The sequence below is a fragment of the Mesorhizobium sp. B2-1-3 genome, from assembly GCF_006442495.1.
Lineage (GTDB): Bacteria > Pseudomonadota > Alphaproteobacteria > Rhizobiales > Rhizobiaceae > Mesorhizobium.
The window spans coordinates 219,796-239,257 of sequence record NZ_VFWL01000010.1; the positions used below are offsets into that span (position 1 = coordinate 219,796).

General features: G+C 62.5%; 17 protein-coding genes. 8 read left to right on the forward strand and 9 right to left on the reverse strand.

Annotation, left to right across the window (positions count from 1 at the left end):
- Positions 1–176 precede the first annotated feature (176 nt).
- Positions 177–626, forward strand: a complete 450-nt coding sequence (locus FJ973_RS18510) for a nucleoside deaminase (protein ID WP_140557136.1) — start codon at positions 177–179, stop codon at positions 624–626.
- A gap of 43 nt (positions 627–669) precedes the next feature.
- On the opposite strand, the gene FJ973_RS18515 is transcribed toward FJ973_RS18510, so the two are convergent.
- Positions 670–1,347, reverse strand: a complete 678-nt coding sequence (locus FJ973_RS18515; protein ID WP_140557101.1) for a hypothetical protein — start codon at positions 1,345–1,347, stop codon at positions 670–672.
- Between the two features lie 201 nt (positions 1,348–1,548).
- On the reverse strand, positions 1,549–4,512 hold the full coding sequence (gene ileS / locus FJ973_RS18520) for an isoleucine--tRNA ligase (protein ID WP_140557102.1): 2,964 nt from the start codon (positions 4,510–4,512) through the stop codon (positions 1,549–1,551).
- A 296-nt stretch (positions 4,513–4,808) separates the two neighbouring features.
- On the opposite strand from ileS, the gene FJ973_RS18525 reads away from it, so the two are divergent.
- Positions 4,809–5,252 carry an antitoxin Xre/MbcA/ParS toxin-binding domain-containing protein gene (locus tag FJ973_RS18525; protein ID WP_140557104.1) on the forward strand — a complete coding sequence of 148 codons (444 nt, stop codon included), beginning with the start codon at positions 4,809–4,811 and terminating at the stop codon, positions 5,250–5,252.
- A 2-nt stretch (positions 5,253–5,254) separates the two neighbouring features.
- Positions 5,255–5,689, forward strand: coding sequence for an RES family NAD+ phosphorylase (locus tag FJ973_RS18530; RefSeq protein ID WP_140494233.1), 435 nt, complete (start codon positions 5,255–5,257; stop codon positions 5,687–5,689).
- 12 nt (positions 5,690–5,701) lie between these two features.
- Here FJ973_RS18530 and FJ973_RS18535 read toward each other — a convergent pair whose 3' ends face one another.
- A complete protein-coding gene (locus FJ973_RS18535) occupies positions 5,702–6,472 on the reverse strand; it encodes a MipA/OmpV family protein (RefSeq protein ID WP_224519163.1) in 771 nt (256 codons plus the stop codon).
- 227 nt (positions 6,473–6,699) lie between these two features.
- Between FJ973_RS18535 and FJ973_RS18540 the strand changes: the two genes are divergently transcribed.
- A complete protein-coding gene (locus tag FJ973_RS18540) occupies positions 6,700–7,254 on the forward strand; it encodes an HdeD family acid-resistance protein (protein ID WP_140494237.1) in 555 nt (184 codons plus the stop codon).
- A gap of 43 nt (positions 7,255–7,297) precedes the next feature.
- Here the strand turns inward: FJ973_RS18540 and FJ973_RS18545 are convergent, their stop codons facing one another.
- Both FJ973_RS18545 and FJ973_RS18550 read right to left on the reverse strand, forming a co-directional pair.
- Complete coding sequence (locus tag FJ973_RS18545) at positions 7,298–8,278, reverse strand: bifunctional riboflavin kinase/FAD synthetase (RefSeq protein WP_140515806.1); 981 nt, start codon at positions 8,276–8,278, stop codon at positions 7,298–7,300.
- Positions 8,279–8,284: 6 nt separating this feature from the next.
- Complete coding sequence (locus FJ973_RS18550; protein WP_140557138.1) at positions 8,285–9,145, reverse strand: TIGR01459 family HAD-type hydrolase; 861 nt, start codon at positions 9,143–9,145, stop codon at positions 8,285–8,287.
- 249 nt (positions 9,146–9,394) lie between these two features.
- Between FJ973_RS18550 and FJ973_RS18555 the strand changes: the two genes are divergently transcribed.
- The 3 genes from FJ973_RS18555 (at position 9,395) to FJ973_RS18565 (ending at position 14,227) form a co-directional block, all read left to right on the forward strand.
- Complete coding sequence (locus FJ973_RS18555) at positions 9,395–11,308, forward strand: pilus assembly protein (RefSeq protein WP_140521649.1); 1,914 nt, start codon at positions 9,395–9,397, stop codon at positions 11,306–11,308.
- Positions 11,309–11,503: 195 nt separating this feature from the next.
- On the forward strand, positions 11,504–13,480 hold the full coding sequence (locus tag FJ973_RS18560) for a TadE/TadG family type IV pilus assembly protein (RefSeq protein WP_181165124.1): 1,977 nt from the start codon (positions 11,504–11,506) through the stop codon (positions 13,478–13,480).
- A gap of 114 nt (positions 13,481–13,594) precedes the next feature.
- Positions 13,595–14,227 carry a LysE family translocator gene (locus FJ973_RS18565; protein ID WP_140557106.1) on the forward strand — a complete coding sequence of 211 codons (633 nt, stop codon included), beginning with the start codon at positions 13,595–13,597 and terminating at the stop codon, positions 14,225–14,227.
- Between the two features lie 22 nt (positions 14,228–14,249).
- Here FJ973_RS18565 and FJ973_RS18570 read toward each other — a convergent pair whose 3' ends face one another.
- Complete coding sequence (locus FJ973_RS18570) at positions 14,250–15,074, reverse strand: DUF2189 domain-containing protein (RefSeq protein WP_140515546.1); 825 nt, start codon at positions 15,072–15,074, stop codon at positions 14,250–14,252.
- Between the two features lie 329 nt (positions 15,075–15,403).
- Here FJ973_RS18570 and FJ973_RS18575 point away from each other — a divergent pair, with 329 nt between their 5' ends.
- A complete protein-coding gene (locus FJ973_RS18575; protein WP_140557109.1) occupies positions 15,404–15,910 on the forward strand; it encodes a CAP domain-containing protein in 507 nt (168 codons plus the stop codon).
- Positions 15,911–15,963: 53 nt separating this feature from the next.
- On the opposite strand, the gene FJ973_RS18580 is transcribed toward FJ973_RS18575, so the two are convergent.
- The 3 genes from FJ973_RS18580 to FJ973_RS18590 form a co-directional block, all read right to left on the reverse strand.
- The gene (locus tag FJ973_RS18580) at positions 15,964–17,496 is read right to left on the reverse strand and encodes a DHA2 family efflux MFS transporter permease subunit (protein WP_140494247.1); all 1,533 of its coding nucleotides are present in this window, start codon (positions 17,494–17,496) and stop codon (positions 15,964–15,966) included.
- Between the two features lie 310 nt (positions 17,497–17,806).
- Entirely contained in the window at positions 17,807–18,985 is a 1,179-nt protein-coding gene (locus FJ973_RS18585) for an HlyD family secretion protein (protein WP_140557111.1), read from the reverse strand.
- Positions 18,982–19,461, reverse strand: coding sequence for a MarR family winged helix-turn-helix transcriptional regulator (locus FJ973_RS18590; protein ID WP_140495025.1), 480 nt, complete (start codon positions 19,459–19,461; stop codon positions 18,982–18,984). Before FJ973_RS18590 ends, FJ973_RS18585 begins: the two co-directional genes overlap by 4 nt.
- Position 19,462 lies beyond the last annotated feature (1 nt).

Sequence of the window (19,462 nt, forward strand, 5' to 3'; positions counted from 1 at the left end):
TTTGTCCGTTTGCGCTGCTACAGCGTGGCGCATCCTTTCGGGCGCGCAACGAACGCTGTAGCATTTTTGATTTGGCGCATGATCATTTCCGAAAACCGTACCCGATTTTCGAGGTTATGCGCTCAATAACAGGATCACCGTCGAGTGGCGAGGAGATAATCGGAATGGAAACCCGCGTGAAGCGGCCCGATTTCATGGCGCTGGCGCTGGAGGAGGCGCAAGCGGCAGCCTCGCGCGGCGAAGTGCCGGTCGGCGCCGTCATCGCAAGCGCCGGCACGGTCATTGCCAGTGCCGGCAACCGCACCCGGGAGCTTGCCGATCCGACGGCCCATGCCGAGATGCTGGCCATCCGCGAAGCCTGCCGAAGGCTGTCGAGCGAGCGGCTCACCGGACACGATCTCTATGTGACGCTGGAGCCTTGCGCCATGTGCGCCGGCGCCATCTCCTTCGCCAGGTTGCGCCGGCTCTACTTTGGCGCCGCGGACGAAAAGGGCGGCGCGGTGGTCAACGGCGTGCGCTTCTTCGCTTCGCCGACCTGCCATCACACGCCTGACATCTATGCGGGCATCGCGGAGGCCGAATCGGCCCTGCTGCTGAAGGATTTCTTTCGGGAACGCCGCGACTGAACGGGGTGCGATACCCGTCAGCAAAGCAAATTCGCCCCGCTTTTTACAGGGACGGCAGCCAGTCGAACCAGCCGCCCTTCTTGCCTTCCGCCTCTCTCTTCAGGCGGCGTTCCTTTTTGTACTCGTCTTCGCCGAGTTCGTTTTGCGGCGCCGTGCCGGATGCGACGCGATAGGCAAGGGGCGGCTCGCTCAGATATTTGCGGGTATTCGGATCGCCCTGCTTGCTTTCGGCAAGGCGGCGCTGGATATCGGCGGCGCGGCCCTTGTCGGAATCGGCAGGCGTCCAACGCGGCGGGTGACTCGATCCGGATTCCTCCATCGCCTTCTTCACCGAGGCGGGATCCGTCTGCACGTCGTCGACGATCTGCGACTGGTAGGACGGATCATCCTGGTGTGCGGTGGCGTCGGCGCGCAGGCGGGCACGGCGCTGCTCGGGCGATTCTGGCCATTCGGCGCTTGCGCTCTCGATGCTATCCTGTGGCGCCGGCAGCGCTTCCTTCTGACCAGGCGCCGGCTTCACCAGGGTCGGACGCGGCTTGTAATCGATGTGTTCCTTGCGCTTCGGCGCGAACGAAAAAGCGCCCGTGAGATCGCCGGCCAATTGTTCGCCGGCGGTCTTGTCGGTGCCGTAGGTCGGAGAACCGACACATCCGGACAGAGCGAGCCCCGATGCGACAAGCGGCGCCAACAGCGCGAGGCGCGCGTTAAATCTCTCGGTCATGCCAAAAAGTCCCACTCTAGACAGCCTCTCGATCGCCGCCGGCCCCAAGGTCCGGTCCCCGTGTCCAAGCACTGCGACGAAAATCCGGCGACAATTTGTCTTCCGGAGTTTCGCGTGTTTACCTCAACCACTCGTTAAGGGCAACGCGCGGACGGATTTGCACCGACCGGCGTGGCATTTGTGCACCGATATGCCTGGCCTTCAAAGCCGGCCGAGCGCGTTAAGCTCATGCAGCACGGCGGCGTCGCGCGCCGAGACATCGGGAAAGGCAGGATCCTGCCCGACATCGGCGGTGTAACGCCACGAGCGCGCGCATTTGACCAGGCCGCGGTCCTCGGCCTTTTCGATCACCACGGCGATGCCCTTCACGTCTTCGAGCGTGAAGGCGCCTTGTTGCGCCTCGCCATGGGCGATGACGAGATCGCTGGTGATCGCCATTTCGGCCATGTCGACATCCGATATCGCGGCTTCGAGCGCCGCATCGTCGATGGTAACGACCGGCACCGCCTCCAGCGACGAGCCGATCACCTTCTGGGCACGCGCGATTTCCAGCGCACCGGTGACGACGCGGCGCACCTGCCGCACCTTACGCCATTTCTCCGCCAGCGCCTCGTTCTTCCAGTTTTCCGGGATCGCCGGGAACTGGTCGAGATGTACCGAGACGGCATCGGGATGGCGGTCGAGCCAGGCCTCTTCCATGGTGAAGGGCAGCATCGGCGCCAGCCATCTCACCAGGCAGTCGAAAAGGTGGCGCACCACCTGCACCGAGGCCTTGCGCTTCGCGCTCGACGGCGCATCGCAGTAGAGCGCGTCCTTGCGAATATCGAAATAGAAGGCCGACAACTCGACCACCATGAAATCGAGGAGCGCACGGGTGATGCGCTTGAACTCGAAGGCATCGTAGCCCTGGCGCACCACCTCATCGAGTTCGGCGAGGCGATGCAGCATCAGCCGTTCCAGCTCCGGCATCCCTTCCAGCGGCACCTCCTCGCCATCATCATGGGCGAGCGTGCCCAGCATCCAGCGGATGGTGTTGCGCAGCTTGCGGTAGGCGTCGATGTTGGTCTGCAGCACGTTCTTGCCGAGCCGTTGGTCTTCCCAATAGTCGGTCGTCACCACCCAGAGCCGCAGGATATCAGCGCCGGACTGCTTGATCACGTCCTGCGGGACGACGGTGTTGCCGAGCGACTTCGACATCTTGCGGCCGTCCTCGTCCATGGTGAAGCCATGCGTGACGACGGTATCGTAGGGCGCCCTGCCCCTGGTGCCGCAGCTTTCGAGCAGTGAGGAGTGGAACCAGCCGCGATGCTGGTCGGAGCCTTCGAGATAGACGTCGGCCGGCCATTTGAGATCGGGACGATCCTCCAGCGTGAAAACGTGGGTCGAGCCTGAATCGAACCAGACGTCGAGGATATCCGTGACCTGCTTCCATCTGGAGGCATCGTGATTGCCGAGGAAACGTTCCTTGGCACCGGCGTCGAACCAGGCATCGGCGCCTTCTTTCTCGAAAGCGTCCATGATGCGCTGGTTGACCGCCTCGTCCTGGAGCACATTGCCGTCGGCGTCGGCGAAGACCGCGATCGGCACGCCCCAGGCGCGCTGGCGCGACAGCACCCAGTCGGGCCGTTCCTCGATCATGGCGCGAATGCGGTTCTGCCCCGCCCCTGGCACGAAACGGGTGTCGTCGATCGCCTTCAGCGCACGGCTGCGCAGCGTCGTGCCGTCGCCGAGGTCCTTGTCCATGTAAACGAACCATTGCGGCGTGTTGCGGAAGATGACCGGTTTCTTCGACCGCCAGGAATGCGGATAGGAGTGTTTCAGCCGACCGCGCGCGAACAACGCGTTGCGCTTGATCAGCTCATCGATGACCGCTTGGTTGGCATTGCCCTTCTTGCCGTTGTCGTCAAGAACGCGCGCCGCGCCACCCTCACGATCCGGACCGAAGCCCGGCGCGTCCTTGGTGAAAAAGCCGGCATCGTCGACGGTGAACGGGATCGCGGTGTCGACGCCGCGCGCGCGCAGGTCCGGGGCCGCGTCCATCCAGGCGTCGAAATCCTCGCGACCATGGCCCGGCGCCGTGTGAACGAACCCGGTGCCCGCATCATCGGTGACATGGTCGCCGGCAAGCATGGGCACCGGAAACTCGTAACCGCCGCCAAGACCCTTGAAGGGATGCGAAAGCGTAAGACTTCCAAGCTCTTGCGCCGACACGCTGCGAAGACGATTCAAGGTGACTTTGGCCTTGACCGAAGCCTCTTCGGCCAGCGTATCGGCAAAGATCAGCTTTTCGCCCGGCTGCGGGCCGAAGGCGTTCTCGGCTGCCGTGACCTCGTAGAGACCGTAGTCGATGCGCGGCGAATAGTTGACGGCACGGTTGCCGGGGATCGTCCAAGGCGTCGTCGTCCAGATGACGACATGGGCCTGCAGCAGATCGAGAGCGCCCTCGGTCAGTGCGGCCTCTCCGTCAGCCACGGGGCGCACCAGACTGGCGACCGGGAACTTCGCCCAGATCGTATCCGACTCGTAGTCCTGGTATTCGATCTCGGCCTCGGCGAGCGCGGTGCGCTCGACGACACTCCACATCACCGGCTTGGAGCCGCGATAGAGCTGGCCTGACATGGCGAATTTCAACAGTTCGCCGGCGATACGCGCCTCGGCGTGGAAGGCCATGGTCGTATACGGGTTCTTGAAGTCGCCGATGACGCCAAGGCGCTGGAATTCCGCCCCCTGAACGCCGATCCAGTGAGCGGCGAAATCCCGGCATTCCTTGCGGAACTCGTTGACCGGCACCTCATCCTTGTTCTTGCCCTTGGCGCGGTACTGCTCCTCGATCTTCCATTCGATCGGCAGGCCGTGGCAGTCCCAGCCGGGCACGTAATTGGCGTCGCGGCCGCGCATCTGGAAGGAGCGGTTGATGACGTCCTTGAGAATCTTGTTCAGCGCATGGCCGATATGGATGTTGCCGTTGGCATAAGGCGGGCCGTCATGCAGCACGTATTTCGGGCGACCGGCGGAGGCCTCGCGCAGCTTGCGGTAGAGATCCATCTCCTGCCAGCGCTTGACCAGCACCGGCTCCTTCTCGGGCAAACCGGCACGCATCGGGAAATCCGTCTGCGGCAGGTAAAGCGTCTTGGAATAGTCGATCGTTTCAGCTGTATCGGTCATTGGTCTGCCATTGTGGATTGCCCGGCGGCAAGGGAGCTCGGGCCTGAACTATCATGATCTGGAAAAAGCGCGAGGGGTCGCGCGCAAGATTCCCGGCGGCTCCGACAGCTCTCAGGCCGTCCGGAACACCGGGCTGGTAATTCGTATCGTAATCGCGACGGAACGCGAGACCACTGTCATGGCCGCGCTTTTAAACGAGGTGGGCCAGCTTGGAAAGCCCGAACTCCAAGGCACTCGCCTTGCCGCTTGTGCCAATTGCGCATATATGTTTGGGCAAATGGCACCGGAGGCGCGTCATGTCCAATCCGCATCGCAAGGTCCACGTGCCGGCTGCCAGACGGGCCGCCCGTAAGGAGAAGGTCGAGCTTGCGCAGGATGGCTTGGTCCGGGATGCCGCAACGGGGCAATTCCTGGTCAGCTTCACCAAGGTGGAAGAACTCCGCCACCGTGGGTTCAGCAATGACGAAATCTACAAGATCGTAGGATCGCGGCGCACTTTGGCGCGCAGGAAAGAACGCAATGAGAAACTGAGTATTGCCGAGTCCGATCGCGTCATGCGCATCGAGCGCATTTCCACAATGGCGGATCGTGTTTTCGGAGACCACGAAAAAGCGCAACGTTGGTTGCGCAAACGCAGCCGGGTGCTCAACGAAGCGCCTATCACGCTCCTGCAGTCGGAAACCGGTGCTTCCCTGGTGGAAGAGGAACTGCATCGCATCGATTATGGCATTTTCGCCTGACGATGCGTCTATGGCGTATCTCCAACTTCGCCGACCTGTCCGGCCGGGGCGGCATGCTTAGCTCCGGCCGTTGGAACATCAAGGGCACCGCCATTGTGTACTGCGCGGATCATCCCGCCACGGCGCTTCTTGAAATTCTCGTTCATGTCGACGTGGAAGATTTGCCGCCCACGTTCCAGCTCCTGGAAATCGAAGTGCCTGACGGCGTCTCCATTGCCGTCCCCGATTTGCCCGAGGGCTGGAAAGACAATCCGGCCAAGACACGCGAGATTGGCAGCGATTTTGTCAGTGCCGCCAGCCATCCAGTCATGGAAGTTCCTTGCGTGATCGTTCCCTTCGCCAGAAACTATATTCTCAATCCCGCCTTGCTGGAACGCGAAGGCATCGCCATCGTCGGCACCACAAGTCATCAGATCGATACGCGATTGCTGGAATAAGGCCGATACCGGCTACATCTTGAAATCGAAGCGATAGGTCGTCGATACGCCGATCATGAACTGGTTGCGGTCGCCGCGCTCCTTGACCAGGCTGGAATCGGCGGCCGGGCCTTCGAGGCGTGAATATTCCCCGAACAGGCTGGCGGTCATCGGGTCGGTCACCTTCCACGTCACCGCACCGCCAAGGCCGACCGATTTCAGGCCGCCGCCGGGATTATACTGGTTCAACCCCGAGGCCACGGCTTCCTGCGCGTCGACGCCGTAATAGGCGTCGAAATATTTGGCGGAGGCGAACGAGACGCGCGGCCCGCCAGAGATCCTGACGGTTGGCGTCACATCGTAGAAGGCGTCGGCGGCGATGTCGGCGACGAAGCCGTTATGGGCGCGGATGCCGTGCCGCAGCTCGGCACGCGCACGTATCCAGTCCGTCGGATAGAATTCGAAGAAGCCGCCCACCTCGCCGCCCCAGCGGACCGGATCGAGGCCCTTCAACTCGTCGGCATCGCCATCGTCGCGCGAGAACAGGAACTTGCCGGTCAGGCCGGCGCGAACGCCGCCGTCATCGACCAGCGCCAGCGAAATGTTGTCGTTGCGTGAGGTGAAGCGGGCCGCCGGGCCAGCCTTGCCCAAGGAGATGATCGGCGAGGCGCTGAGCAGGTACTTCTTGCCGCCCTCGAAATTGGGCGCCACCATGCCGGTGGCGCCGACCGTCAGATACCAATCGCCGGACAGCCAGCCGAAGGCGCCCTCGCCGGCATCGGCCGCACCCGAGGTAGCCAGCATGACGGTAGCCAAGGCTGCAGAAATTTTCCCGACCGGACTCATGGCTACCCCACTAACACAATACGATTGTCTTTCGGTCACAGCTTTGAAGAGGCTTTGGTAAAATTTGATTTAAGGTCGAGACGTCCGGCTCGCATTGCTCACCATCCGGCCGCGGTCGGCTGGACGCGGGTCGGCACCAAGGGTAACTTCATTCCCTGCTGGCGGTCCTCGATGGAGGTGGCGACATGACCTTGCACGGCGATGCACTGAAGAACGCGATCGGACAGACGCGAGCAAAGTGGGGGTGGTTTGTTGGCCTGGGCGTGTTGCTGCTGATCCTCGGCGGCATTGCGTTCGGCAACCTCTTCATTGCCACGGTGGCTTCCGTCTATGTCGTGGGGTGGCTGATGCTGGTGGCCGGCATCATCGAGATCATGCATGCCTTCGGGGTCAAGACGTGGGGCCGCTTCTTCTACTGGCTGCTCAGCGGATTGCTCTACGCGGTCGCGGGCTTTTTCGCCTTCGACAACCCGCTGCTGGCCTCGGCGGTGCTGACCTTCCTGCTGGCCGTCGCGCTCGTCGCTTCCGGCGTGCTGCGCGCTTGGGTCGGCTACAGCCACCGGCCTGAGCGCGGCTGGGGCTGGATCGTCGCGGCCGGCGCCATCAGCGCGATCGCAGGATTGATCATAGCCATGGGCTGGCCGGTCAACAGCGTATGGGTGCTCGGCCTGTTCCTGGCAATCGACCTGATCTTCCAGGGCTGGACCTTCATCGCCGTCGGTCTGGCGCTGAAAAAGTAACGTCTGATTCGAGCATGATCTAACCCGAAAACCGGACCATGCTTCAAAAAGCCATGGCCGCGTCGAGTTGCGAAAGTGGCTTGACGCCGGCCAGCAGTGCTCTCGCCTCGGCCTCGTCGCGCTTCATCTGCGCGACCAGCGCATCAAGCCCGTCGAACTTGAACTCGCTGCGCAGGTAACCGAAGAACGACACCTGGCAGATCTCGCCATAGAGGTCACCGGAAAAATCGAAGACGAAGGTTTCCAGAAGCGGCGCGCCATCATCGTCGACGGTCGGACGGCGGCCAAAGCTGGCAACGCCATCATGCAGCCTTCCGTCGGCACGGCGAAAGCGAACGGCATAGATGCCTTCCCTGAGGGTGGCCTCGGCGGGAAGCCTCATGTTGGCGGTCGGAAAGCCGAGCGTTCGCCCCAGTTTCTGGCCGCCCACGACTTCGCTCTCCACCGTGAAGCGATAGCCGAGCAGGCCGGCGGCCTCGGCCACCGCGCCTTCGCAAAGCAAGGCGCGGATGCGGCTCGATGAAACCACCTCGGCGCTTTCGTCCCGAAATGCATCGACCAGCGTGACGCCGAAGCCATGGCGCTCGCCAGCCGCCATCAGATAGGCCGGCCCGCCCTGGCGGTCCTTGCCGAAATGGAAATCGAAGCCGGTCACGGCATGGGTGATGCCAAGCGTTCTCTCAAGCACGTCGGTCACGAAGGCTTCCGCCGATAGCGAGGCGAAGTCGCGCGTGAAAGGCTGTTCGACGAGCGCGGCAAAGCCCAGCAGCGACAGGAGCCGCGCCTTCATCGGCGGCGGCGTCAGCACGAACAGCGGTATCTCGGGCCTGAATATCTTTCGCGGGTGCGGTTCGAAAGTCAGCACCAGCGCCGGCACGCCACGCCGCCGCGCCTCCGCCAATGCCCGTTCGAGCACCGCCTGATGACCGCGATGGACACCGTCGAAATTGCCGATCGCGACAACGCCGCCGCGCAAATCGGCGGGCAGCGGAGCGGTTGCCGAAAGGTGCTGGAAAGCGTCCATCGCCATCTACCGCAGCCTGGGAATGACGGCCACTGGATGATAGCCGTGCCTGTCAAGAAACGCGGCGAGCCTTGCGGGATCCGGTTGCGATGCATCGCCATAGTCGCGGGCATGAATGCCGCCTGAGACATAGAGAACGTCGAAACCGTTGTCGGCCGCGCCCTTGATATCGGTCAGCATGCCGTCGCCGATGGCCAGCACCTGGCGGCGCTCGACCGGCCGGCCAAGGATCTCCGCCACCTCCTTCATCGCCACATCATAGACCGGCGCATAAGGTTTTCCGGCGATCAGCGTGCGGCCGCCGAGCTGTGCGTAGTCGCGCGCCAGAGCGCCGGCGCACCAGATGATGCGTTCGCCGCGCTCGACCATGATATCCGGGTTGGCGCAGATGAAAGGCAGGTTCCTGGCGCGCAGCCGCCGCAGCAGCTCCGCATAATCTTCGGGCTTCTCCACTTCGTCATCGAACAGGCCGGTGCAGACGACGCCGGATGCCTCGAACTCCTCGACGAGATCGACGTCGAGCCCGTCATAGAGGGTCAAGTCTCGCTCGGCGCCGACATGGAAGATCTTTCGCGGGCCTTCCACGATCAGGTCGCGGGTCACGTCGCCCGAGGTGACCACGCGGTCGTAGGCCGATGGGGGAACGCCGATGACGTTCATCTGGGCCACGACGTCGGCGCTGCGGCGCGGCGAATTGGTGATCAGGACGACGGGAATGCCGGCCGTACGGGCTGCCGCCAGCGCCGACGCAGCCGCGGGAAAATGCCTTTCGCCATTGTGCACCACGCCCCAGACATCGCAGAGAATGGCCGAATAGTTCTTCGACACGTCTTCGAGCGAACCGATGATGTCAGGCGAGGCCGCCATGCCGTATCCTTCAGTCATGATCGTTGCGGTGCCGCAGCCGACGGTTCGCCGCAGCCGGTTGGAATTATCCGAACCGGCCCAGCCTGTCACCAGCTTTCGCCCGCCTGTACCGGCATCCGCCACCGTTCACTGGTTGGTTAACGAGCTTTGAAAATGCAGCCTGACCTTGGATATATTCCAGAAACCTGAAATTTAACGATTTATGACACCGTCCCCACTGACTATCGATTTGGCGGGGCAGCTGTGACAATGATCCGAAGATTCGGACGCGACCGGCGTGGCAATTATGCGCTGATGACCGTGCTCGCCATGGTGCCGCTGATGGGCGCCGTGGCTATCGCCGTCGACTATACGGAAATGGTGGGCCAAAGGCAAAACGCCTTGAATGCCTTGGACGCGGCCGGCTTCGCCACGGCCCAGCAGATCGTTGCCGGCGCCAGCGACGCCGACGCCGTGGCCTATGCCAAGAATTTCTTCGAAGCCAATCTCGCGCATATCGATCCGGCCAACACCACGCTGGCCGTGACGCTGCCCAACAACAACACAGGCGGCGGGACGCTGAAGCTCTGCGCGACCTTGGTCTACAAGCCCTATTTCGAGCCGACGGCTAAACTACTGCTGGGCGGCAGCGCCGGCAGCACCGATATCGGCTTCAGCACCTGCTCCGAAGTGCGCCTGAAGAACACGCTGGAAGTGTCGCTGGTGCTTGATAATTCCGGTTCAATGAAGGAGCTCGGCAAAGGCTCGAACAAGGTGCGGTTCGACCTTCTCAAGAGCGCCGCCAAGCAGTTGGTCGACCAGTTGGCCGGCCAGGCCCAGCAGATGAGACAGGTCACCAAGCCGGTCCAGTTCAGCCTCGTTCCCTTTGCCGCCTCGGTGAATGTCGGTGCGGGCAACGCTTCGGCGGCGTGGATGGACACGACCGGCATATCGCCTATCCATCATGAGAATTTCGACTGGACGACCATGAGTTCGTCCTTTTCGTCCACCAAATACGCGCAGAAGATTGCCGGCATCTGGTACGCGAAAGGCACCGGCTGGGACGCGAGCCAGAAAGACCAGCCGCTGACCCGGTTCTCGATCTACAAACAGATGAAACGCATTTCAGCGTGCAGTCTCAAGAATTGGGACGGTACTTGTGCATCGAACGCGACCTTCACCTATGCGCCGGTCGCGAGTTGGGGTGGCTGCGTCGAGTCGCGCCCATATCCATACAATATCCAGGACACAGCTGCATCGACAACACTGCCTGCAACGCTTTTCGTGCCGATGTTCGCGCCCGACGAAACCGACCGCGTCGATAGCTCTTCAAGGCCAGCCAATAACAATTGGGATGTCGACGCCCCAGTGAGTTCAGGCGCGTCCGACGCCGCACGCCAGCGCTACATGCCAAAATATTTCGACTGGGTGAACAAGGTCACGCCGGCCTACGGCATGGACGCCGGGCCGAATACAAGCTGCAGCACGACGGCAATTACGCCACTAACCGATGTTTCCACGACAGCCGGCGCAACTTTGATCAAAAACGCCATCGATGCCATGGCCGACGACGGCGCCACCAACGTGCCGGAAGGCATGGCCTGGGGCTGGCGGACCCTTTCCAGCACGGCACCCTTCACCGAGGGCCGGCCCGAAACGGAAAGAGGCAACGACAAGGTACTGATCGTGCTGACCGACGGCGCCAACACCTACTACACGCCGACCTCGGTGACGGCGCAGACCTACTCTGGAACCAATTGGAGTTCTGGCGGTAACGACCTGGCTGGCAGCAAGGCGATCTATTCGGCTCTCGGTTACGTCGTCCCCTACAGCAACGGCTACAGCTACGGCCGCATGTTCCTCGGAACGGATGTCACCAAGGACGATTACAGCAACGCCAACTACACCAAAGCGATGAACGAGCATTTCACTGCGCTGTGTAACAACGCCAAGGCCGCCGGGATCATGGTCATGACCATCGCGCTTGATCTGGACGCCACCAAGACAGCGGAGAAAACGCAGATGGATGCGCTGAAGGCCTGTTCTTCGGATTCCCGCTTCAGCAAGGACAAGACCGATCCGAGCAAGCCGATGAAGCTGTTCTGGAATTCGACGGGCGCAACGCTGTCCGACGATTTCAAGGCGATCGGCAACGAGCTGTCCAACCTGCGCATCGTCAGCTGATCCGACGAATTCCACGTCGACGCCCTGCATCCGGCGGGGTGTCGTTTTTTGGAGGCACCGGGGGGCCGCTCCAGATTGGTTAGTGCTTGGTGAAGCGCGAACCAAGCAATCGAGCGGTTTCCCAAACCCGTCCTTCAGCGTTTTGTGGAAAGCTGGCGTCGATCGAGAATCCGCCGGCGGGGGCCGCTGCAAGACATGCATGAAATCTGGCGTCAGTTCCGCCGCGACAGGCGCGGCAACTATGCTCTCATGACGGCCTTCGCGATGGTCCCGCTGATGGGCGGGCTGGCGCTCGCGGTCGACTTCACGGAAATGAACCGCCAAAAGCAGACGGTGTTGAACGCGCTCGACGCCGCCAACTTCGCCACGGCACGCCGCGTGACGGAAGGCGCCACCGACGACCAGCTGAGGGCCTATGCGCTCGACTTCTTCAACGCCAATCTGAACGATGTGGATGCCGCCAACACGACGCTCAACCTCACTTTGCCCAGCAACGCCGCTGGCGGCGGAACAATGAAGCTTTGCGGCACCTTGACCTATAATCCTTACTTCCTGCCAACGGCGAAGATACTGCTCGGCGGCACCGGCGCCACCAATATCGGCTTCACCGCATGCTCGGAGGTGCGGCTGAAGAACACGCTCGAAGTGGCGCTGGTCCTCGACAATTCCGGATCGATGGTCACGCCCGGAACCGGCTCGGGGCAGAAGCGCATCGATCTCCTCAAGACCGCGGCGAAGCAGTTGGTCGACACGCTTGCCCAACAGGCCGCGATGATCAAGCAGGTCGACAAGCCGGTGCAGTTCGGCCTCGTACCCTTTGCCGCCTCGGTCAATGTCGGTCCTGGCAACGGCAATGCGTCCTGGATGGACACCGAGGGCCTGTCGCCGGTGTCGAACGAGAATTTCGACTGGTCGACGCTGAACGCCGCCAACAAATACGCCCAGCAGACCAACGGCATCTGGTACAAGCGCGGCACCGGCTGGGGCGACGAGGAAGGCCAGATGCTGACCCGGTTTTCGCTCTACCGCGACATGAAGGTCGTCACCAGCCATGAGCGTGTTAAAAACAGCAAGCACGTTGTTTGTGCTGAATACAACTGGAACAATACCTGCAAGCGCAGTTACGACGCATACGACTATGTCGATTCCTACGGCCCATTCGCCAGTTGGCAAGGCTGTGTCGAAGCCCGGCCCTACCCCTACAATGTCAACGACGCCCCGCCGTCCGGCGGCTCGGCCAACACCGGAATAGGCGTGGGCGATCCGGCGACGATGTTCGTGCCGATGTTCGCCCCGGATGAACCCGGCAATCACTGGAAGATCACGCAGGATCCCAACGAAGCCGCGCCAAAGACCTACGGCGCCATCAACAGCTGGTGGAACGACGATCCTTCGAGCAGCAGCGGCCAAGCCCGGCTGCGCAACATGACCAAGTATTTCCAGCCGCGGCCGATCGATGCACCAGTATTGCCCGCAGGCAACGGCCCGAACTACAGTTGCACTACCAACCCGATCACGCCGCTGACCGACGTCAGCGTCGCCGATGGGCTCGCTACGATCAAAGCCGCGATCGACCTGATGCAGCCGGATGGCGGCACCAATGTTCCCGAGGGCATGGGCTGGGGCTGGCGGGTGGTCTCGAGCGGCGAGCCGTTCACGCAGGGGCGCCCGGAAACAGAAAAAGGCAACGACAAGGTGGTGATCGTGCTGACCGACGGCGCCAACACCTATTACACGCCTTCCTCGCTCAGTTATTCCGACCCCGCCGATTCGAAGTCGACCTACGCGTCCTACGGCTATCTCAAGCCCGGCTATGCCGGCACCTCGGTCGGGCGCCTGTTCATGGGTACATCCAGCGCCATCGGCCAGTTCGACTATTCGAACGGCAATTACACCAGCGCGCTCAACGAGCAGATGACGACGCTTTGCAACAACGCCAAGGCGGCCGACATCATGGTGATGACGGTGGCTCTCGACCTGTCCACGACCAAGACCACCGACAAGAACGCCATCGATGCGCTGAAATCATGCTCGTCGGACTCGCGCTTCCGCAAGGACCCGGCGGATCCGAGCAAACCCGCCAAGCTGTTCTGGAATGCGACGGGCGCCAGCCTGTCGAACGATTTCAAGGAAATCGGCAACGAATTGTCGAACCTGCGCGTGGTCGGTTAACCGAACTCTGGCGCAACGCCCGACGCCGCCAAGCCCTTGTGGGCGCCTGCCGCAACGGGCACATAATGGCTGCACGCTGGACCGCATCCATCGCGGCACGCCTGGGGACGAACAATGCCCGATACCGCCAACCACCTCGCCTTCGCGCTGGTCTGCCTGGGCATGGTGCTGACGCCGGGTCCAAACATGATCTACCTGATCTCGCGCTCCCTGTCGCAAGGGCCGAAGGCCGGGTTGATCTCGCTTGGCGGGGTCGCCGTCGGTTTTCTCTTCTATGTGCTGTCGGCGGCATTCGGAATCACGGCGCTGCTGCTGGCCGTGCCCTTCGCCTATGACGCGCTGCGCTTTGCCGGCGTGCTCTATCTCCTGTGGCTGGCCTGGCAGGCCGTGAAGCCGGGCGGACGCTCGCCATTCCAGGTGCGCCACCTGCCGAAAGACGGGCCGCGCAAGCTGTTCGCCATGGGCCTGATGACCAATCTGCTCAATCCGAAGGTGGCGGTGCTCTATTTGTCGCTGCTGCCGCAATTCATCAGCATTGGCAAAGGCCATGTCCTGTCTCAGCTTCTTGTGCTCGGCGCGACGCAGATTTCGATCAGCCTGACCGTGAATGCCATCATCGCGGTGACGGCCGGCTCGATCGCCGCGTTTCTCGCCGGGCGGCCTTTGTGGCTGGTCATCCAGCGCTGGATGATGGGAGGGGTGCTGACGGCGCTGGCGCTGAAGATGGCGACCGACGCACAGCGCTGAGGGCGGCGGTCCCGGCGTTGGTCTACATCGGCCGCCTTGTCTGCTGGGTCCGCTCCGGTTCCACCACCTTGCGGTAGAGGTGCCAGGTGGCATGGCCAAGGATAGGCATAACGACCGCGAGCCCGGCAAACAGCGGGATCGAACCGATCACCAGCAGCACCGCGACCGTCAGGCCCCAAAGAGCCATCTGCAGCGGATTTGCCATCACCGCCCGCGCCGAGGTTTCTATGGCCGAAACGGCGCCGACGTCACGGTCGAGCAGCAGCGGGAAGGCGACGACAGTGGTGGCCAACACGATCACGGCGAAAACGAAGCCGGCGGCGTTGCCGAGAAGGATCAACGTCCAGCCCTTGCTGGTCGTCAGCACGTCGCGGACAAAGGCGCCGATCGAAGCCGGCGGCTGGTCGCCGAACAGGCTGGTGTAGATCGACTGCGCGGTGAACAGCCACAACAGGAACAGCACGAACAGCATGATGCCGATGACCGCGATCGAAGGCACCGCCGGCGAGTGGCGGACATCGAGGGCATGTCGCCAGTTGGTGTTCATGCCGAGCTCGCGCCGGCGGCTGATCTCGTAGAGGCCGAGCGCGGCGAAAGGGCCGACAAGGGCGAAACCCGACATCAAGGGATAGACGAGCTGAATGGCGTTGGAGCCAGACGTCCACTGCGTCAGGATCAGGCCGACGATGGGATAGATCAGGCACAGGAAAACGTAGTGAGACGGTTTTGCCCAGAAATCCTCAGCGCCGAGCCGCAGCGCATCCCAGAGGTCCGATGTGGTGATGTGGCGCACCGTGGGCTGCACATGCATTCCGCGCGCGTCCGCCATGACATGAAAGCTGGCCATAAGCTTCCTCCCGTTGTCGGGGGCGGTCACCACCGTGATGGCCGCCCGTAGCTGCCACTAGTAGATGTAACAGCATACCCGATTTGCCAGGGGCTGTCGCCAAATCGATGGTTCCGGACAGGCCATCACGGGATTGTCATCGCTGCCCGGCAGAAGCCGCGCGATCTTCGGCATCGGATTTCTCGGATGATGGGCCATTCGGAGCTGGATGGCCGAACGCAACGCTTCAAGACTGCGCGGTGCGATCAGCGAAGGCCAAGGCATCAATTTCCTCGACAGTTTTTTCGGCTTGCCCGTCAAAAGCCATGATCGCGACTATGCAGGTAGGAATGAGCATTGTCATCGACCTCCCTCCAGAACCGCGCCGGACAAGGCGCTCCTTGCTGATCGGTCTTGCGGCCATAGCCGGGCTTGCCGCCTGCAGCACCGTTTCCGTGCCCACCGGTGAGGGCGCAGGTGTCTCTTCCTCCGCCACGGCCACCCTGGCCAACTTGCGCGCCGCGGCCGGGCGGAGTCCGCTGACCGCGGACACCCAGCTCGAACAGGCGGCGTTGCAGCAGGCCGGCTACATGGCGTCGCGGACGCGCATGAGCCACACCACCGGCTGGGGCAAGGATTTCGCCTCGCGCATGAAGGACAATGGTGTGCACGGCGCTGCGGCCGAGAACATCGCCGAAGGCCGCTTCGACCAGCAGAAACTGTTCGATATCTGGATGCATTCGACCGGCCACCGGCGCAACATACTCGACCCGGACTTCAGTCGTTTCGGGCTTGCCTATGTCCGCGACGGCCGCGACCCCGGCCTCCGCTACTGGGCCCTGGTGCTCGGAAGGTAGCAAAGCCATCGCCGGCAGCGGCATCGCCGGCAGCGGACAGCCGTCGGCGAATATCAATCCATATGTGCCGCCGGCGCGCCGCCAGCCGGCGCCGTCTTCGGCTTGCGCAGCAGGATCACGAACGGAATGGCGGCCAGCGTCATTATCATCAGGATTTTGAAGTCGTTGACGTAAGAGATCATCATCGCCTGGATGTTCACCATCCTGTCGACCTGGGACAATGCCATCTGGTCGCCGCCGGCCGCCGCCGGCGAAACCGCCCACAGATTGGGGTTGAACGGATTGATAAAGGTGGAAAGCTCGGCGTGATTTATCTGTGTGTTGCGCACCATGAGCACCGTCACGACCGATACGCCGATGGACGAGCCGAGGTTGCGCACAAGGCTGAACAAAGCCGTGGCATCGGTGCGGAAGCGCACGTCAAGCGTGGCGAAGGCCACCGTCGACAGCGGCACGAATACCATTCCCATTCCCAGGCCCTGGATGATGCCGGAAGTGATGATCAGCCAGTTGTCCATCTGGGGCGAGAAGCCGGCCATCGTGTAGAGCGACTGCGCGGTCAGGAGGAAGCCGATGACGACGAGGATTCTGGCGTCGACCTTGCTCATGAGCCGGCCGACGACGAGCATCGAGATCATCGTCCCCACGCCGCGCGGCCCGATCACGATGCCGATGGTGATGGTCGGATAGCCGAAGATGGTCGACAGCATCGGCGGCAGCAGCGACATGCTCGCCAGGATGAGCACGCCCATGACGAAGATGAACGCCAGCCCGGTCACGAAATTGCGGTCGAGGAAGATCTTGGGGTCGATGAAGGGATGCTCTGCCGTCATCGTGTGGATGATGAACACCCAGAAGCCGGTTATCGAAAGGCCAAGCTCGATCCAGATCTCGACCGACGAGAACCAGTCGACCTCGCCACCACGATCGAGCAGCAGCTGCAGCGCGCCGACGCCGAGCGATATCATGGCGAAGCCGAAGAAGTCGAAGCTTCGCACCCGCCGCGCAATGGCCGGCAGATAAGCGGCCATGCCAAGGAAGGCGACGATGCCGACCGGCAGGTTGATGAAGAACACCCAGCGCCAGCTGAAATTCTCGGTCAGCCAGCCACCAAGCGTCGGACCCAGAATCGGCCCCAGCATGATGCCGGCGCCCCAGATGGCCATTGCCTGGCCGTGGCGTTCCTTCGGGTTGATGTCGAGCAGGAAGGTCTGCGACAGAGGCACGATCGCGGCGCCGAACACGCCTTGCATGAGCCGGAACAACACGATGGTTTCAAGGCTCCAGGCCAGACCGCACAGCATCGAGAAGATGGTGAAGCCGACCACCGCCGTCAGGAACAGTTCCTTGCGGCCGAAACGGTCCGCAAGCCAGCCGGTGACCGGCGTCATGATCGCCGCCGCCACGATGTAGGAGGTCAGCACCCAGTTGATGTTGTCGGGCGAGGCGCCGAGATCGCCGGTCATGGTCGGCAGCGCGACGTTGGCGATCGTGGTGTCGAGCGCCTGCATGATCGTCGCCAGCATGAGCGCAACCGTGATCAGGCCACGATGCGGCACTTCTTTGAAAGGTTCTGGCGTGCTCATGATGCGGAACTTCCAGCCGGTAACAAAAACGTGTACACAGGGTTTCCGGGCGGCAAAGCCTTCCGTTGAGAGACCCTCATCGCGGTGGGACGCGATTATCGATGTGGGGGTTACATCGACCGAAAGTCTCGATTGAGCGGATGCCTGCCGCCCGGAAACATGAGGACCGACGGGTCCGTGTCGAAGATTTCAGCTTTCGATCAAGCCGCGATGCGGTTTGCCCCGAAGGCTGACCCTTTAACTCCTCCCATCAGACCAATCCCCCTGCTCAGTGCGTCCACCCGCATGATCCCCGCGGGCTTCCGCTGATTTACTTCGCGACCTCGCCAGCCGTGGCGTGGCCGAAAATGCCAGGCAGGCCGCGCGCCACGCCCGTGTCGACGGTAACGGCCGCGCTCATGCCTGTGCGCAGCATCATCTTGGCGTCGGGATCGCTCAGCTCCAGACGGACCGGAATACGCTGGGTGACCTTGACCCAGTTGCCGGTAGCGTTCTGGGCGGGCAGCAGCGAGAAGTCCGCGCCGGTGCCGGCGCCGATGGCCTTGACGGTCGCTTCGAAGGTCCTGCCCGGATAGGTGTCGACCACGATTTCGGCCTTCTGGCCCGGCTTCATATTGGTCAGCTGCGTTTCCTTGAAATTGGCGTCGATCCAGGTATCGCCGGTCTCGACCAGCGAAAACAGCGGCGTGCCGGAGCCGACATACTGGCCGACCTTGAAGGAAGCAGCCTGGTAGACGACGCCATCGGCGGGCGCCTTCACGGTGGTCTGCGCTAGGTCGTAGGCAGCCTTGTCGCGCGCGGCGAGCGCCGACATCACGGTCGGATGTTTGTCGGTCTCGATATCGGGATTGCCGCCAAGCGCCGCCTTGGCGCTGACGATACCCTGTTCGGCGACGGCAAGCTGCTGCTTTGCCTTATCGAGATCGTTCCTGGCCTCATCGAGCGAAGACTTGGCATTGATGCCTTTCTGGGCGAGATCGGCGGCACGGTCGTATTGCGACTGGGCATAGGCAACTTCGCTGCTGGCGGATTTCTCCTGCGCCATGGCCTGGCTGTAGGCGGCACGCAGCTGCTCGACGTTGAGCCGCGCCGCTGCCACCGCCGCGTCGGCCTGCGCAAGTGCGATCCGGTAAGGCTCGGGGTCAATGGCGAAGAGAAGATCGCCTTGCTTCACCCTCTGATTGTCCGAGATGGCGACCTGAACGATGCGGCCCGCCGTATCCGAGGCGATCGATACCTTGGCCTGCTGCAGGTTGGCGTTCTCCGTCTCCTGGTAGCGCCCCCCAGTGACCCAGACATAGCCGCCACCAATGACCAACGCCGCCGGCAGGGCGAACATCAACAAGAAGCGGCCGAGACGGCGCTTCTTCTTTGGCGCCGGCGCCGGCTCTGCCGGAGGTGTCATTGTAACAGGGGCCGCGGCCGGCTGCTGCGGCGCTTCCATTTCCACTTTGGCGGCGTTTTCGTCGACCTTGGCTACCGCGTTCATGCTGCTGCGCCTTCCGTATTCTTGACCTTGTCGCAGGACGGTGAATCGCCATCCGCGAGATTCTGTGCCATCGCATCCAATGCCCTGATCAGGACGCGGCGATCGTCCGGCGAAACGCCGGTCAGCGACTCCTCATAGACTTCGCCGGCGAGGCTCTTGACCTCCGCATACGCGGCACTTGCCTTGGGAGTTGGGAAGATCATGCGCACGCGGCGGTCGGCGGCGTCGGAGCGGCGCTCGATCCAGCCGCCCTCCTCCATCCGGTCAACCAGCCGCGAGACGCTGATCGGCTCGATTTCAAGCAGTTCGGCAAGCCGCGCCTGCGAAACGCCCGCTTCCTTGGCGACGCGAACCATCAGGCGCCATTGCGCCGAGGACAGGCCAAGGCCGCTGGCGCGCGCTTCGAAGCGCTTTCGCATCAGCCGCTGCACGTCGTGGATCAAAAATCCCAATCTGTCTACGCCTTCGGAAACCATG

Excerpts from the sequence above, each read along its gene's own strand:
- FJ973_RS18575 (WP_140557109.1), top strand. The coding sequence starts at position 15,404 with ATGAGCATTGTCATCGACCTCCCTCCAGAACCGCGCCGGACAAGGCGC.
- FJ973_RS18525 (WP_140557104.1), top strand. The coding sequence starts at position 4,809 with ATGTCCAATCCGCATCGCAAGGTCCACGTGCCGGCTGCCAGACGGGCC.
- FJ973_RS18545 (WP_140515806.1), bottom strand. The coding sequence starts at position 8,278 with ATGGACGCTTTCCAGCACCTTTCGGCAACCGCTCCGCTGCCCGCCGAT.
- FJ973_RS18515 (WP_140557101.1), bottom strand. The coding sequence starts at position 1,347 with ATGACCGAGAGATTTAACGCGCGCCTCGCGCTGTTGGCGCCGCTTGTC.
- FJ973_RS18555 (WP_140521649.1), top strand. The coding sequence starts at position 9,395 with ATGATCCGAAGATTCGGACGCGACCGGCGTGGCAATTATGCGCTGATG.
- FJ973_RS18570 (WP_140515546.1), bottom strand. The coding sequence starts at position 15,074 with ATGGCCAGCTTTCATGTCATGGCGGACGCGCGCGGAATGCATGTGCAG.
- FJ973_RS18590 (WP_140495025.1), bottom strand. The coding sequence starts at position 19,461 with ATGGTTTCCGAAGGCGTAGACAGATTGGGATTTTTGATCCACGACGTG.
- FJ973_RS18580 (WP_140494247.1), bottom strand. The coding sequence starts at position 17,496 with ATGAGCACGCCAGAACCTTTCAAAGAAGTGCCGCATCGTGGCCTGATC.
- FJ973_RS18540 (WP_140494237.1), top strand. The coding sequence starts at position 6,700 with ATGACCTTGCACGGCGATGCACTGAAGAACGCGATCGGACAGACGCGA.
- ileS (WP_140557102.1), bottom strand. The coding sequence starts at position 4,512 with ATGACCGATACAGCTGAAACGATCGACTATTCCAAGACGCTTTACCTG.
- FJ973_RS18550 (WP_140557138.1), bottom strand. The coding sequence starts at position 9,145 with ATGGCGGCCTCGCCTGACATCATCGGTTCGCTCGAAGACGTGTCGAAG.
- FJ973_RS18585 (WP_140557111.1), bottom strand. The coding sequence starts at position 18,985 with ATGAACGCGGTAGCCAAGGTCGACGAAAACGCCGCCAAAGTGGAAATG.
- FJ973_RS18565 (WP_140557106.1), top strand. The coding sequence starts at position 13,595 with ATGCCCGATACCGCCAACCACCTCGCCTTCGCGCTGGTCTGCCTGGGC.
- FJ973_RS18560 (WP_181165124.1), top strand. The coding sequence starts at position 11,504 with ATGCATGAAATCTGGCGTCAGTTCCGCCGCGACAGGCGCGGCAACTAT.
- FJ973_RS18530 (WP_140494233.1), top strand. The coding sequence starts at position 5,255 with ATGCGTCTATGGCGTATCTCCAACTTCGCCGACCTGTCCGGCCGGGGC.
- FJ973_RS18535 (WP_224519163.1), bottom strand. The coding sequence starts at position 6,472 with ATGCTGGCTACCTCGGGTGCGGCCGATGCCGGCGAGGGCGCCTTCGGC.